The organism is Paenibacillus sp. FW126-R14, from assembly GCF_058789495.1.
This window is the reverse complement of record NZ_JBYTBS010000026.1, coordinates 38,308-53,355: the sequence shown is the minus strand read 5'-3', so window position 1 is coordinate 53,355 and position 15,048 is coordinate 38,308. Positions and strand designations below refer to the sequence as shown.

14 protein-coding genes are annotated in these 15,048 nt (G+C 49.2%); 10 read left to right on the top strand and 4 right to left on the bottom strand.

Going from position 1 to position 15,048, the window contains the following annotated elements; genetic code table 11:
* Positions 1-15: 15 nt before the first annotated feature.
* From AC3WRW_RS17605 to AC3WRW_RS17590, 4 genes are all read right to left on the bottom strand, one after another.
* A complete protein-coding gene (locus AC3WRW_RS17605) occupies positions 16-1,077 on the bottom strand; it encodes a TRAP transporter substrate-binding protein (RefSeq protein WP_492547606.1) in 1,062 nt (353 codons plus the stop codon).
* A gap of 33 nt (positions 1,078-1,110) precedes the next feature.
* Entirely contained in the window at positions 1,111-2,403 is a 1,293-nt protein-coding gene (locus AC3WRW_RS17600; protein WP_492547605.1) for a TRAP transporter large permease, read from the bottom strand.
* Complete coding sequence (locus AC3WRW_RS17595) at positions 2,403-2,906, bottom strand: TRAP transporter small permease (protein ID WP_492547604.1); 504 nt, start codon at positions 2,904-2,906, stop codon at positions 2,403-2,405. The genes AC3WRW_RS17600 and AC3WRW_RS17595 overlap by 1 nt, the downstream gene beginning before the upstream one ends.
* 149 nt (positions 2,907-3,055) lie before the next feature.
* On the bottom strand, positions 3,056-3,664 hold the full coding sequence (locus tag AC3WRW_RS17590; RefSeq protein ID WP_492547603.1) for a LysE/ArgO family amino acid transporter: 609 nt from the start codon (positions 3,662-3,664) through the stop codon (positions 3,056-3,058).
* A 130-nt stretch (positions 3,665-3,794) separates the two neighbouring features.
* Here AC3WRW_RS17590 and AC3WRW_RS17585 point away from each other — a divergent pair, with 130 nt between their 5' ends.
* From AC3WRW_RS17585 to AC3WRW_RS17540, 10 genes are all read left to right on the top strand, one after another.
* Entirely contained in the window at positions 3,795-5,240 is a 1,446-nt protein-coding gene (locus AC3WRW_RS17585; RefSeq protein WP_492547602.1) for an aminotransferase-like domain-containing protein, read from the top strand.
* Positions 5,241-5,261: 21 nt separating this feature from the next.
* The gene (gene rpiA, locus AC3WRW_RS17580; protein ID WP_492547601.1) at positions 5,262-5,969 is read left to right on the top strand and encodes a ribose-5-phosphate isomerase RpiA; all 708 of its coding nucleotides are present in this window, start codon (positions 5,262-5,264) and stop codon (positions 5,967-5,969) included.
* A 23-nt stretch (positions 5,970-5,992) separates the two neighbouring features.
* Positions 5,993-6,466 (top strand): DinB family protein, encoded by a 474-nt coding sequence (locus AC3WRW_RS17575; protein WP_492547600.1) that lies wholly within the window; start codon positions 5,993-5,995, stop codon positions 6,464-6,466.
* Positions 6,467-6,619: 153 nt separating this feature from the next.
* Entirely contained in the window at positions 6,620-7,810 is a 1,191-nt protein-coding gene (locus AC3WRW_RS17570; protein ID WP_492547599.1) for an MFS transporter, read from the top strand.
* A gap of 138 nt (positions 7,811-7,948) precedes the next feature.
* The gene (locus tag AC3WRW_RS17565; RefSeq protein WP_492547598.1) at positions 7,949-8,275 is read left to right on the top strand and encodes an L-rhamnose mutarotase; all 327 of its coding nucleotides are present in this window, start codon (positions 7,949-7,951) and stop codon (positions 8,273-8,275) included.
* A gap of 138 nt (positions 8,276-8,413) precedes the next feature.
* Positions 8,414-10,183 (top strand): sensor histidine kinase, encoded by a 1,770-nt coding sequence (locus AC3WRW_RS17560; protein ID WP_492547597.1) that lies wholly within the window; start codon positions 8,414-8,416, stop codon positions 10,181-10,183.
* A 6-nt stretch (positions 10,184-10,189) separates the two neighbouring features.
* Positions 10,190-11,743, top strand: a complete 1,554-nt coding sequence (locus AC3WRW_RS17555) for a response regulator (protein ID WP_492547596.1) — start codon at positions 10,190-10,192, stop codon at positions 11,741-11,743.
* A 114-nt stretch (positions 11,744-11,857) separates the two neighbouring features.
* Complete coding sequence (locus AC3WRW_RS17550; RefSeq protein ID WP_492547595.1) at positions 11,858-13,177, top strand: ABC transporter substrate-binding protein; 1,320 nt, start codon at positions 11,858-11,860, stop codon at positions 13,175-13,177.
* Between the two features lie 100 nt (positions 13,178-13,277).
* On the top strand, positions 13,278-14,165 hold the full coding sequence (locus AC3WRW_RS17545; RefSeq protein ID WP_492547594.1) for a carbohydrate ABC transporter permease: 888 nt from the start codon (positions 13,278-13,280) through the stop codon (positions 14,163-14,165).
* Between the two features lie 33 nt (positions 14,166-14,198).
* Complete coding sequence (locus tag AC3WRW_RS17540; protein ID WP_492547643.1) at positions 14,199-15,023, top strand: carbohydrate ABC transporter permease; 825 nt, start codon at positions 14,199-14,201, stop codon at positions 15,021-15,023.
* Positions 15,024-15,048: the final 25 nt, after the last annotated feature.

Sequence of the window (15,048 nt, the reverse complement as noted above, 5' to 3'; positions counted from 1 at the left end):
TCCTTTTGTCTTTTCTCATTTTCTTGCCTTCTCGATAGCTTCCAGCGTCTCTTTGTACTCATTGCGGTACTTCTCGATGACTGGTTTTACGGCATCCTGCCATGGCTTAAGGTCCGTAACTTCGGTGATGGTGACGCCTGCGGCTTTGACTTTGGCCTCGGAATCTTTCTCGAATTTATCCCATTCGGCTTTCTGCGTTTTGACGGATTCCAGGGCTGCTTTTTTGATCAAAGCTTTATCGTCATTGCTCAGCTTATCCCAGGCTACTTTGGAGATCAGAAGCACTTCCGGCACACGTTGGTGCTGGTCAAGAATAAGATTTTTGGCCTGCTGAAAATGGTTGGACGAGAAGTAGCTCGGATAGTTGTTCTCTGCGGCATCGATGACGCCCGTTTGCAGGGCGTTGAACACGTCCCCGTATGGCATTGGTGTCGCATTCGCACCGAGTGCGTTCATGAGATCGATATTGACTTTGTTTTGAATAACGCGAACTTTCAGCCCTTTCAAGTCGGCGATGGTCTTGACGGGCTTTTTGGAATAGAAAGAACGCGCTCCTGAGCTGTAGTAGGCAAGGCCTTTCATACGCGAGGATTCCAGACTATCCAGCAGCTTCGTGCCTTGTTCGCTCTCCAGGAACTTCCACTGGTGATTGTCATTGTCGAAAATGTAAGGCAAGCTGAACACTTCATACTGCTTGTTGAAGGAGCCAAGCGCTCCGGTGCTGACCCGGGTAAACTCAATCGCACCCAATTGAACCTGCTCAATGACAGCCTTCTCTTCGCCGAGCTGGGAAGCAGGGAACACATCGATTTTGATGCGGCCTTCCGAGGCTTGATTGACGAGCTCGGCGAATTTTTTATCGCCAAGTGTGGTCGGATAATCAGCAGGATGCGTTTCGGCCAGACGGAAATTAAGCTTAGGCCCATCGGCTTTCTTGGCCGCTGCCGGACTAGCGGTTCCCGGCGCGGTTGTGGAAGCGCTGTTGGTCGGCGTGCTGCCTCCGCCGCAAGCTACAAGCAGCAGACTTGCTCCAAGCATCGTGCTAAGTGCTGTTATATATGATTTTGATATGTTCATATCGATGATCACCCCTGTAATGGTTTGAGTTGATTATTTCATAAGGTTAGGCAGCCACATCACCAGACCTGGTATATACGTCAAAATCATGAGAACGACGCACATGACATAGAAGAACGGCATCATCGCTTTAGTGCCTTCGGAAATCGTGATATTGCCGATGGCCGAGCCGACGAATAAAACGGTTCCAACCGGAGGCGTCAGCAATCCCATGCCTAAGTTTAACATCATGATAATGCCGAAGTGAACAGGGTCCATGCCAAGCGCGGTGACGACAGGCAGCAGAATCGGCGTCATAATGAGGATGAGCGGAGCCATGTCCATCGGTGCGCCGAGCAAGAGCAGCAGGATGTTGATGATCAGCAAAATCACAATCGGGCTATCGGTGATGCCAAGCATCCAATCCGTCAGCATGCCGGGCACTTTCAAGAAGGCGAGCACGTAGCTGAAGGTTGCGGAAGCGGCAATCAGGAAAAGCACCATCGCGACGGTTCGAAACGTCCGTTTCAGGATGACCCACATGCGGCTGAGCGGAATATCCCGGTAGACGAGAAAGGTGAGGATAAAAGCGTACAAACACGCCAATGCGCCGCTTTCCGTAGCTGTAAACCAGCCGGTGAAAATACCGCCAAGGATGATGACGGCGGTTAAAAGGGAGAGCAGGCCGTCGCGCACAATTTTTGGAATGTCCCTCACTGGAACGGCTTCGCTTTTGGTATATCCGCGCTTGATCGCAATGAGATAGCTTGTAATCATAAGCGATACGCATAGAATCAAGCCGGGAACGATGCCGGCGAGAAACAGCGAGGCAATGGAGATTCCGCCTCCGGCTGCCAGGGAATACAGGACGAGATTGTGGCTTGGCGGAACGACGACGCCTTGAATGGCGGCGGATACGGTGACACCTACGGCGTAGTCGGTGTCATAGCCTTTTTTCTTCATCATGGGAATCATGACGGAACCGATGGAAGATACATCCGCGATTGCGGAGCCGGAAATGTTGCCAAAGAACATACAGGCTACGCAGTTGACCATGGCTAAGCCTCCACGAATGCCGCCGACGAGAACTTGGGCGAGGTTGATGAGGCGCAGCGCCATTTGGCCTTCGCTCATGATTTGACCGGCCAGGATGAAGAAGGGGATGGTCAGGAGCGAGTAGGAATTCATCCCTTGAATCATGGTCTGGCCCACGGTAGCCAGCGGGACGTTCAAGTAGAGCAGCGTAAGCAGCGATGAACCGGCTAGAGCTAGCGAGATCGGGAAGCGCAGAACGATCAGAAGGGTGAAGCTGATGCAAAGTATGAGAATGGCAATGGTCGGATCCATTAATGGTGGCCTCTTTCCTGGAGAGTAACGTGCCGTTTCGTTTCGATCCCAAACAACTGCAATAGCGCATAGGCACAGGTCATGATGCCTGTGATCGGCATAATGACATAGAGCGTGCTGTTCGGCAGCCCCGTGGCTGGTAGTTCGGATTCGTGCATCATGACGGTGAAATCCCAGCCATAGAACACCAAATAGATTCCGAAGGCGAGAATGACTAATTCGATCACTTTGTCCAGCGCTTTGTTGAAGGAAGCCGGAAGTTTGTGCGTGAAGGAATCAATGCCGAGATGGAGTTTTTCCCGAAAGCCAATGGCGATCCCCATGAAAGAGAACCAAATGAGCAGCAGCATGGTCACTTCTTCTGACCAGAAAAAAACGAAATTGAATAGTTTGCGCGTCATCACCTGCATGGTGACGATAATAATCATGCTGAGCAAGCCGATGAGTGCGGCCGATTCGATGAACGTATCGATGCCCAGTGCTATTTTGCGAAGCAATCGCATGGCAGGGTGACCTCCCTTCTTTATTTGTGTAAGTGCTTTCATTTCGGCTGACTTTAGTATAGCTTTCTTGCGCGAGGGCAGGAACGCCATTGTTTTTAGTTTTTTTTGTAGTTTTTTTAGATTGTTGGGTGAGGGGGGATGGGGAGCGGTCACAAAAGCTTGATCCCCATATACGCAGCCACGCCCCATATTAAGCAAGCGGAAACTTTGTTTAATCTCGCCATAAACAGACCGCTTGTATCATGCTTGCGGACTAACCGTCCCGCGAATGCCAACCCGAAGAACCATAGCCAGGATACGCATATAACGCTGAGCATGAAGACCCACTTTTCGCTGCCGGTATAGTTTAAGGAATTGGTGCCAATAACACCAACCGTATCTAAAATAGCATGAGGATTCAGTAAAGAGACAGAGGCTGCGAACAGGATCTGCTTTTTGGGCCTGGTTTCTTCCTGTGAAGAAGAAGCGGCGCTTGGCTTGCTTTTCCAAACCGCCCAGCCCATATAGAGCAAGAATATAAATCCAACGCCATAAAGGGCCATTTGCAGCCATGAGAAAGTTAGCACAATAAGGGAAACTCCCAAAACCGCCGCTAGAATAAGAAACGTATCGCAGAGGGATGCCGTCAAAATGACAGGCAGTGCTCCTAAGTATGTGCGCTGGCTGGCGCCTTGATTAAACACAAAAACATTTTGTACCCCTACGGGTAAAATTAGGCCAAAACCCAATATAACCGCATGTAGAACTGTTTGAAACAAATCGATCTCTCCTATCTGGCTGTCAAAGTCTCTCTTAGTATAGAGGGATTTTGATATTTGTCTCCGTCCAAATGGCTGGCATTGATCCCAACCAAATGATATAGTGGAGGAGCAAGAAAAGGAGGAGCACATGGACTGGAAACCTGACTTTACGTCTGAAACTCCGTTATATGAACAGATTAAAACATTTATTATTCATAAAATATCGCTCGGCGAATGGGCGGTTGGGACCAAAATTCCTTCGCAGCGGGCATTGGCTGAGCATTTTGGCGTGAATCGCAGCACGGTTGTAACGGCAATCAGCGATTTAATTGCGGAAGGCTTATTGGCGGGCAACACCAAGGGCGGGACAAGAGTCATCAATAACTCGTGGAATCTGCTAGCCGCGTCGCCGCCGCCGGATTGGAGCTCGTATGTACAGGCCGGCATACACTATCCCAATTTGCCGGCCATTCAGCACATTAACCGGGCGGAATTTCAGGAAGGCATGATCCGGCTCGGAACCGGAGAGCTTTCCCCTGATTTGCTGCCAACGGAGCGGATGAAGCAGATTTTTGCAGAAAGCTCGGCGAATCCGTTCACCTTGGGTTATGAAGAGCCGAAAGGGAATCTTTATTTGCGCAAGCAGGTCGCTCAGTATTTGCAAGGAAACGGCATCCAAACTTCGCCATCGAACATTTTGATCGTGTCCGGCGCTCTCCAAGCGCTGCATCTCATTTCGGTGGGGCTTCTGCAAAGAGGGTCTTCCATCCTGTTGGAAAAGCCGTCCTACCTGTATTCTGTCCATGTTTTTCAGTCAAACAGCATGAAGCTGGTAGGTTTGCCAATGGATGAGGAAGGCATACAAGCGAGCCAGATCGGACGTTACAAAAAAGGCTATAATGCCTCGATCCTGTATACGATCCCGACTTTTCATAATCCGACAGGCACGTTAATGACGGAGGAAAGACGCCAAGCGCTGATGAAGGCTTGTTCCGACGAAGGGCTTCCGATCATCGAGGATGACGCATACAGAGAGCTGTGGTTTGATGAGCCGCCGCCTTTGCCGTTAAAGGCGAGGGACCCGCATGCGTTGGTCCTTTACTTAGGGACCTTGTCCAAAACATTAAGCCCGGGGCTTCGCCTCGGATGGGTCGTGGCGCCGGAGCCGGTGATCGAACGGTTGGCGGATATCAAAATGCAGAACGATTACGGTTCCAGTTCCGTCTCCCAATGGGCTGCGTCCGAATGGCTTGGCAGGGGCTTGTATCAGGAGCATCTGATCGGGATTAGGGAACAGTTGAAGATGAGAAGAGATGCAGCGGTGCAGTTCTTGCATACTTATTTCGCTGGACTAGCCAAATGGACTGTGCCATCGGGAGGATTTTATATTTGGGTCCAGCTCACTGTCGACGTTCCGATGCAAATTCTGTTTGAGCGGGCGATCAAAGAGGGTGTTTTGCTCAATCCCGGCTCGGTTTATAATCGGCATACAGGCAGCTATTTGCGGATCTCTTATGCCTATGCTAAGCTGCACGAGCTTGAATGGGGATTGAAGCGGGTAGCGATTTTGATTCGAGATTTAGTTGGAAAATAACCTTAGAAAGGTGAACGTGAGATGTCAAATAGATCATTAAACAATATGCCGAACAGCAATTCCAAGCGAATAGCCGCAGAAAAAGCCGCGGCCTATATTCAGGATGGCATGACGGTAGGCTTGGGAACGGGTTCCACGGCATACTGGGCGATTCAGGAAATTGGAAAGAAAGTGCATAACGGTCTGCAAATAAAAGCGGTAGCAACCTCCGTTCAATCGGAAAAGCTGGCGATCGATCTCGGGATTCCGTTAAGTCCTTTCTCGGAAATTACCGAAATTGATGTGACCATCGATGGGGCCGATGAAGTTGACGGAATGTGGAACTTAATAAAAGGCGGAGGAGGCGCCCTGCTGCGTGAGAAAATCATTGCTTCATCAAGCAAAGAACTTATTGTCGTTGTGGATGAAAGCAAAGTTGTCGAGCGGTTGGGGAAATTCCATTTGCCTGTTGAAGTTGTAAAATTCGGTTATGAGCTTACTCAACGCAAGCTTAGCGCACTCGGGTGCGAGCCGAAGCTGAGGCTGGCGGATCAGAAGCCGTATACGACCGATAATGGCAATTTTATTTTGGATTGTGATTTTAAACAGATCGTTACTCCAAGCGAATGCCACAATGCCATCAACAGTATTCCGGGTGTCGTCGATAACGGGCTGTTTATTGGTATGGCGGCCAAAGTTATCGTTGGTTATAAAGACGGATCAGTCAAAGAGTGCTACAATAAGCCCTAAGAATCCCTAAAGGAGTGAAGGCTATGGAACATTATTTGTTTAAGCAGTTGGCATTCGTAAGAGCCCAAGTGTTGCTTGCGGCGGAAGGGATAACGGAAGAAACCGCCGACCGGATTCCCGATGGGTTCCGGAATTCCATCCGTTGGCAGCTGGGGCACATTTATGTGGTGATGGAACGTTACGCTTTTCAATATATGGGGCTTCCGCTTCGTATGCCGGAGGGCTTCAAAGAACAGTTTGAGTTCAAAACTTCTCCGCTAACGACGCCAGCTGACATCGCCGTTCCGTCACTGCAAGAGTTGACGGCTTTGCTGCGGGAGCAGCCGGAGCGCATTCGCAGCGAACTGAGCGGCCGGCTTCAGGACAGCGTGACACCGTACACGACATCGGCAGGCATGAAACTTGAATCTCTAGAGCAGTTTCTCAGCTTTAATCTATACCATGAAGGCATGCATTTTAGCGTAATTAAACTGTATAAAGTACTGCTATCCCAATAAGTGACAGCTTGAAGCCATGGAAGGAGTCTTCCTATGAAGAGGTTCGCTAAGTTCGCAAGACCTCCCTGCTAAGAGATAACCTCGCGTTGTTCACGAGCACCCCCGAGTTGATTGTGTGCATACATGCAATCGAATTCCGGAGAGGAGCTCCTCATGGACAACATTAAGAATAATATACGAATTCTATTTACACTTCGCTTTTTTTCCAGCCTCATCCCGGCATACGTGATTGAAAGATTGTACTGGGAGCAGCGGGGCATGACCGTTCAGATGGTCGTGTATACGGAAATGATTTATGCGCTGACAATTGTGCTGCTGGAAGTTCCATCCGGTGTTATAGCGGACAAATGGGGCCGCAAAAACATGCTCGTGCTCAGCGCGCTGCTTGGATGCAGCGAGTTTCTGCTGCTCTTGGTTGCGAGCGAATTTTGGCATTTTGCGCTTGTCGTCTTCTTGGGCGGCATCTCCCGTTCCGCAAGAAGCGGCTCGGATAACGCGCTGCTGTACGATACGTTATCGCTGCAGGGCGCTGCGCCGCAGTTCGAGAAGCTGCTGGGACGTTTGAATGCTTGCAGCTTCGTATCAGCCATCATCGCGGCACTTTGCGGAAGTTTTCTCGCGGGAAAATTCGATCTTAAGCTGAACTACTGGTTATCGCTGGTCAGTTCAGCACTTGCTTTTTTCCTTGCTTTCCTGCTGGTCGAGCCGCCGAAGGGCGCGCTGGATACGACAGGCAAGGAGAAAATGCCTCCTTTTCGAACATATGTCATGGCATCGCTGCGTTTTTTTCGAAAAAATCCTAATGTCACCCTTGTCCTGCTTGCGGGTATGGTGACTGGTGCGTCGATGAGCTATATCGGAGAATTTTGGCAGTTGTACGCGAACAGACTGGGGACTCCGGTTCTTTACTTTGGTGTGCTGTCTGCCGGAACTATGCTGCTGCAGCTGCCTGGCAATCTCCTTGCTTATGCGCTTTTGCGGCGCTTCAGCTACAGGAAACTGATCACCTTCATAATGGTGGGCATCACCGTGGGTTTTATTTTCGTTTCCGTTAGCAAAAATGGCGTCGGACTGGCAGCGATGCTAATCGTTTGCCTGTTCTCCGGCGTGATGGAGCCGCTTGCCGCCGGCTATCTGCACCACCGCATTGACTCTGCCATGAGAGCAACGACCGATTCCTTCCAATCGTTAGGCGAGAATGTGCTGAACACGGTTGCGGGTCTTGGCTTTGGCTATTTTGCTGCCCGCTATGACATTTTCGGCGGTTACGGGTTTATAGCGCTGCTTTGTTTTGTTTTTCTTATTTGGTTTATTTCTGCTTCTTACAAAGTTAAACAAATATAAAGACATAAAAACGGAAGTCCTCGCGACTTCTTTTTTTTGTTTATTTTTATTTTGGCGGGGAAGAGCATTGACGGGACGATGTTAGCGCGGTAAAGTAACAGTGACTGGTTATCCAACTTTAGGGAGAGGGTGAAGCGCATGACCAATAGCGGGAAGTTCGCATGGACATGGACGATTCGGGAGGAAGACCTGGAGGAGTACGTCCGGATGCATTTGGCGCCTTGGCCGGAAATTATGGAAGAGCACAGTAAAGCGGGGATTAGGGATTATTCCATCTTCCAGAATGGCAATCAATTTTTCTATTGCTTCTTATGCGATGATTTGGAAGCGGCCTTTGCCTATTTGGCAGAGAGCGAGGCTTGCAACCGGTGGAACGCCATTACGTCCAAAATGGTCGTAGGTTCCTTCGATTTCCGCGAAGCCGTGCCGATTCAACCGATGCGTGAAGTGTTTTATTTAAAATAGGTCAATTCGTATTGAGAAGGAGTTAGGCGCTTTGACCGCGCTTAACTTCTTTTTTCTAAAGGAAAGGAAAACACGCCAGCAACCGCGAAGAAACACTGCTACAAGACTCTATTCAGGAAGAAAAGTGGTGAGCTTACAATGAAATCGGGCTTCCGCCTGTGGTTTGATGATATCCGCAACATGAGGATTAAAGCGAAGCTGTTTCTGCTCATTTCCATTACGATGGCGGTTAGCTCCAGCATTTCGCTGGTGGGCTTGCAGATCGCTTTCTCGATGTATGATCAGCAGATTTATGAGAAATCGTCGCAAGTCCTGAATCTTTCCTCCACGTTGATTGAGAATGAATTGAATAAAGTGGAGCGGTTGACATTCAGCATTATGTCGGACGAGCAAATTCAGCAGCACCTGATTGTTATGAACTCGAATGAATCGGATTATATTCGCATTCAATCCCGCGCTAAGCTCGTGGACCGGCTTGTTCAATACATTAACTCCGAGACCTATATTTCGGCGGCGGATATTACCGATGTGAAAGGAAACAGCTATTCCAGCGGCAATTTGACAACGCTTTCACCCGAACGGAAAATGCTCATCCAAGAAACGTCCGACCGTGGAGCCGGCAGTTTGGGATGGGTCAATCCGGATGCCCAGGATTACAGTCTCATTGCAACAAGGCAAATCCGTTCCTACGATAATTTGGAATTGAAGAAGCTGGGCAGCTTAGTGCTGCATGTCAATTTGGACAAGATGGTCAATCAATTTGCGAGGGAAGCCGTTACCCGGGAAGGCGAGCTTAGCATTGTCTCGAATGGAACTTTAGTGTATCCGCGCTCGGTAAGCATGAAGTCGTTAATCAGTGATAACAGCCCTTCAGGGCTTTCCCCTAAGGGGTTTCGCATTATGGAACAGGATGGCGAGAAATATTTCGTATCGCATATTCATTCGGATTATTTGGGTTGGACGTACTATAACACCCTGCCTTTCCAGAAGATTTTCTATAACCTCACTTTGATGAAAAATTGGATGATTGCCGCGTTTCTTATTTCTTTTTTTCTGCTGGTCGGTTTTGGAATGGCCGTAGCCCGCAGCGTCACCCGCCCCATCGAGGGACTGATCAGCAATATGCGGGGACTGCAAATCGGCGATCTGGAAAATTCGGAGCTGCCGGCCATACCGCCTGTCTCGCAGCAGATGGATGAAGTCGGACTGCTCCAGCGCACATACCGCATGATGATTGTGCGCATTCAAGAATTGATCAAGGAAAACTACACGAAACAGTTGATCATCAAAGAGACCGAGTTTCGCTCGCTGCAGGCGCAAATCAATCCGCATTTTCTGTATAACACGCTGGAGTCGATCAACTGGATTTCCAAGATGAACGGGCAGAAGCAAGTTTCTCAAATGGTGGAATCGCTTGGCTATTTGCTTCGTTCGTCGATTAGCTTGAAACAGGATATGATCCCGATCGAAGACGAGCTGAAGCTTGTGCAGCATTATATTACGATTCAGAAGGTCCGGTTTGAAGAGCGGCTCGATTTCCGGTTAGATGTGCCTGAAGCATTGGGAGTTTATTGCATTCCGAAGCTGACGCTGCAGCCGCTGTTGGAAAATGCCGTGAAGTATGCGGTAGAGGTCATGCTTGAACCGTGCGTCATACAAATTTTAGGCCGGGAAGAGGGAGAAAATGTCCTTCTGATCGTTGAGGATAACGGTCCCGGCATCGACGAAACGTATTTGGAACAACTGTTGACGGGCGAACGCCAATCCAAAGGGACAGGCATTGGGCTTAAAAATATTGACGAGCGGATCAAGCTGGCGTTTGGCGAGGATTACGGGATTCAAGTAGAAAATCGGCCGGATGGCGGCGCATGCATTACCATCCGTATTCCGATGACGAAAAGAGGGTAACGACTTATGTATAAAGTATTGTTGGTGGATGACGAACGGATGATTCTTGAAGGAATCTCTTCGATTGTAGATTGGAAGTCTGTGGACACCGAGTTAACGGGGACCGCCCGCAACGGGATTGAAGCCTACGCTTTCGTTTGTGAGCACGAGCCGGACATTGTCATCAGCGACATTCGGATGCCGGGCATGGACGGTTTGCAGCTTGTGGCCAAAGTCAAAGAAACGCATCCGCATACGCGCTTTATCATGCTCTCGGGCTTCGATGAATTCGAATATGCGCAAATCGCGATGCAGCATGGCGTCAAGCATTACTTGTTAAAGCCGTGCAACGAAAACAGCATTCTAAAGGCGCTTAGTGAAATTACGGCCGAATACAAGCAGGAGGAGAGCAAGGAAGATTTTATCCAGTCGATGAAAGCGAATTTGCAGAAGGTGCTGCCCCATGTCAAAGAGCAATTTTTGAAAGAATTCGTAACCAATAAATCGTATGGCAGCCGGGATTGGGACTATTACCAGGATCTATTCGGTCTGCATGTCGGTGCCAGGAAAGTGCGCTTATTGCTGTTCCGTCTCGAAGACAAATTCGAATACGAGCATTTATTTGCTTTGAAAAATATTGCCGAAGACATTCTCGATGAGCCGCTGTTAAGCTCCACTATTGCCGAGCACATCTTGGTGCTGATCGAGGATCAGGATGATATGAAGCGTCTGCAGGAGCATATTGAAGAAATCAGGCGTATTTTTATACTGTATTACAAAATAGACACAACAGCCGCCTTAAGCGAGGCCGGGGAAATCGGGGAGGCGAGGCGGCTCTACTTGCAAGCCATTGATTGCTTGAGCCACCGGTTCTACCTCAGTGAGGGCGGGCTTATCACGATGCGCGATATTTTGAATTCGACGCAGCCCAGCAAAGCGGACTTCGTCTACGATGACGATCGCATCCTCTTTCCGATCCGGGCAGGCAACTGGGAAGAAGCCGAGAGCAGTATTGAAGCGTTTCACACCGTCTTGGCGAATTCCCGGCTGGACATTCAGACGACCAAATCGTATGTCATCCAAAGCTTTATTTCCATGACAAGATTGTGCGCCGAACCGCAAATGCACCAGTATATGGGGCTCATCGGCCAAATTTCACAGATGGAAACGCTGCAGGCCAGCATTCAATTGCTGAAGCAAACCGCTTCTGAAATTACCCACGTCATTTTCGAACAAAACAGAAACAAGCACTCGCAAGTCATCCAGAAGGTGATCGAAATCGTCAATGCGGAGCTCGCCAACCCCGAGCTGTCGCTCAACTGGGTCGCTCACAAAATGCTGTATATGAATCCGGATTATCTGGGGAAATTGTTCAAAAAAGAGACCGGCGAGAGGTTCTCGAACTATGTGGTTACCGTGAGAATCAAAAAAGCAATGGAGCTTATTAAGTTAAACGATGATGTCAAAATGTTCGAATTAGCGGAGCAGTTGGGTTTTGGCGATAATCCGCAGTACTTTTCTCAGGTGTTCAAAAAGGTTGCGGGCTGCGCTCCTTCCGAGTACAAAAAGCTGACGTTGTAGAACAGGTATTCACTGTTTTTTGAACATTTAACGCGGTAAATTAGATTCAACTTTCGCTCCTGCCAGCCCATAATAAGAAATGTGGAGCGCAGGGTACCTAGGGGGACGCTTACGATGAAACGCAGACTATTACCGGCCATGCTCCTAATTCCACTATTATTCACGGTCATCGGATGCAGCGCGAAAGAACCTTCAGCGGGCGGCAAGCCGAGGACGATTGAGACCGGACAAAGCGATCGCGAACAAGATGTTAAGCTGCGAATTGCATGGTGGGGCGGTCAAGCGAGGCATGATTATACGCTGAAACTCATTGCCATGTACCAAGAGCTCAACCCGAATGTGAAGATTGATACGGAATATGCCGGCTTCGATGACTTCTGGAAGAAGCTGGCGCCGCAAGCGGCGGCCAATCAGCTGCCGGACATTATTCAGATGGACATCTCGTACTTGACCCAATATGCCACGAAGGATCAATTGGAGGATTTGTCCCAACTGACGAACAGCGGGACGATCGATGTGCGCTCAGCTTCGCCGGAAACGATCGATTCCGGACGAGTCGGCGGAAAGCTGTACGGCATACCGTTAGGCGTTAATGCGATGGGGACCACCTACGATGCCGCTATGCTGAAGGAGGCGGGGATATCGTCCATCCCGCAGAACTGGACCTGGTTCGATTTGGAGCAGATCGCCAAGCGGATGAAGGAAAAAGGGAAAGTGCTCGATCACATGCGCTTCGATCAATTTTTTCCGTACTACCTGCGTACCCAAAATCAGCACTATTTCAGCCAGGATGGCACGAGTCTTGGGTTTAGCGATCCCCGCTATTTTATAGATTACTTCACCATGTATCTCAAATGGTACGAAGCCGGCTATATGCGGGACTGGGGGAAAGAATCGTTGTCCAAGCTGACGCCGGAGGAGAACCCGATTGCCCTAGGGGATGGCTTCATGACCATGGCGTGGTCCAATCAATTCTCGACCCTGCAGGAAGCCGCCAAAAAGCCGCTGAGCTTAACCGGACTGCCGGGGCCGAATGGCAAGCAAGGGCTGTATTTAAAGCCGACGATGCTGTTCTCCATCCCCAAAAGCTCGAAGCAGAAGAAGGAAGCGGCGAAATTCATCTCCTGGTTTTTGAACGATATAGAGGCCAATAAACTGATCAAAGGCGACCGGGGCATTCCGATCTCATCGAAGGTCAAAGCAGGCTTGGAGCCTACGCTCTCCGCAGAAGAGAAGAAGGTGTACGACTACGTTGCCTGGGCGGAGAAAAACAGCAGTCCCATGGATCCCCCTGATCCCATCGGGTCAGCGGAGGTCAGCAAGCTGCTCCGTGATATGCAGGAGCAAATCTTATTTCGCAAAATCTCGGTCGAAGGCGCGGCAACGAAATTCATGAACGAAGCCAACGCCATTTTGGCTAAAAATAAGAAGTGATCGTCGTCCGTTCTAACACGTTGTAAGGGTACAAACGGGTGGCTGCGAACCGGCCGCCCGCCAAATAGATAGAAATAGACGAGCTTAAAGGAGTGGAATTATGAAACTACGTGAAAATGATCACATAGTCGGCTATGTGTTTGTCTCGCCTTTCATTCTTGGTTTTTTGATCTTCACGCTGTTTCCGATGTTTTCTTCGCTGTATTTTTCATTTACGGAATACGATTTATTGTCAGCTCCGCGATGGGTCGGGTTTGCAAACTACCAGAAAATGTTCACCGATGACGACAAAATCATCGATTCGATTCGGGTCACGCTTACTTACGTGCTCACGTCCGTCCCGATGCGGCTCATCATCGCCTTGCTGGTAGCTATGCTGCTGAATCGCGCCGTCAGAGGGATCGGGCTGTACCGGGCCACGTATTACTTGCCGTCTTTGATCGGCGGAAGCGTAGCGGTATCGATCATGTGGCGTCAAATTTTCGGGGACAAAGGCCTTATCAACGCTTTCCTGGGCAGTATCGGTATCCACACCACCACCTCTTGGATCGGTCTGCCGGCTACTGCGCTTGGCACACTGGTGCTCTTGTCGGTTTGGCAGTTCGGTTCTTCGATGCTCATTTTCCTTGCCGGACTCAAAAACATTCCAGGCACGTATTACGAAGCGGCCAGCGTGGACGGCGCAGGACCTGTGCGCAAGTTTTTTCATATCACCCTGCCTTTGTTAAGTCCCATCATTCTGTTTAATTTAATTCTGCAAACGATTTCGGGCTTCCTGACCTTCACGCCGGCTTATATCATTTCCAACGGCGAAGGCGGTCCGCTGAACAATACACTGCTGTATTCGCTTTATTTATTCCATCGGGCTTTCGTCTTTTTTGAAATGGGTTATGCCTCCGCTATGGCGTGGTTCATGCTCATCTTAATCGGGCTCATTACGTTGGTTATTTTCAAAACATCTAAATATTGGGTTCATTACGAGAGCTAGGAGGGATCTGACATGGTTTTTCGCGCAAAAAATATGAAAACATTGCTGTATCACTTGATCGTCTGCCTCATCGCAATAACAGCGATATACCCGATTCTATGGCTGGTCGCCAGCTCCTTAAAGCCAAACGACGAGATTTATACGACGGCAACTTCTCTGATTCCCAGCAAAATAGAGTGGAACAACTATGTGACAGGTTGGAAGGGGTTTGCAGGCATCACGTTTGCGACCTTTATGAAAAATAGTTTCATTATCGTTATTCTTTCGACGATCGGCGCGGTAGCTTCCTCCGCTTTAGTCGGGTATGGCTTTGCGCGCATCCGGTTTGCGGGAAGCAAGTTCTGGTTTTCCATGGTCATGCTGACCTTGCTCTTGCCTCAAGACGTGACGATCATTTCGCAATATATTTTGTTCGCCAAAATTGGCTGGTTATCGAGCTTCAAGCCGATTATTGTGCCGCAATTTTTCGGGATTCCGTTCTTCATCTTTCTGATTATGCAATTTATCCGCACGATTCCGCCTGAACTCGATGAAGCTGCCAAAATGGATGGCTGCAGCAAGTACAGCATTTTTTACAAAATTATTATCCCGCTTATCGTTCCAGCTCTTGTGACGTCTGCGATCTTTTCCTTCTACTGGAGATGGGACGATTTCTACACACCGCTGTTATATTTAAATAATGCGAAGCTGTATCCGGTTTCCTTGGCGCTCAAGCTATTCCTTGACTCCGAGTCCTTAAACAACTGGGGCGGGATGTTCGCCATGTCGACGTTATCGCTGGTTCCGATTTTTGTGGTATTTATGATTTTCCAGAAATATATCGTTGAAGGCATATCGACGAGCGGTTTGAAGGGGTAACGGGTATGAATGCTTATATCATCAA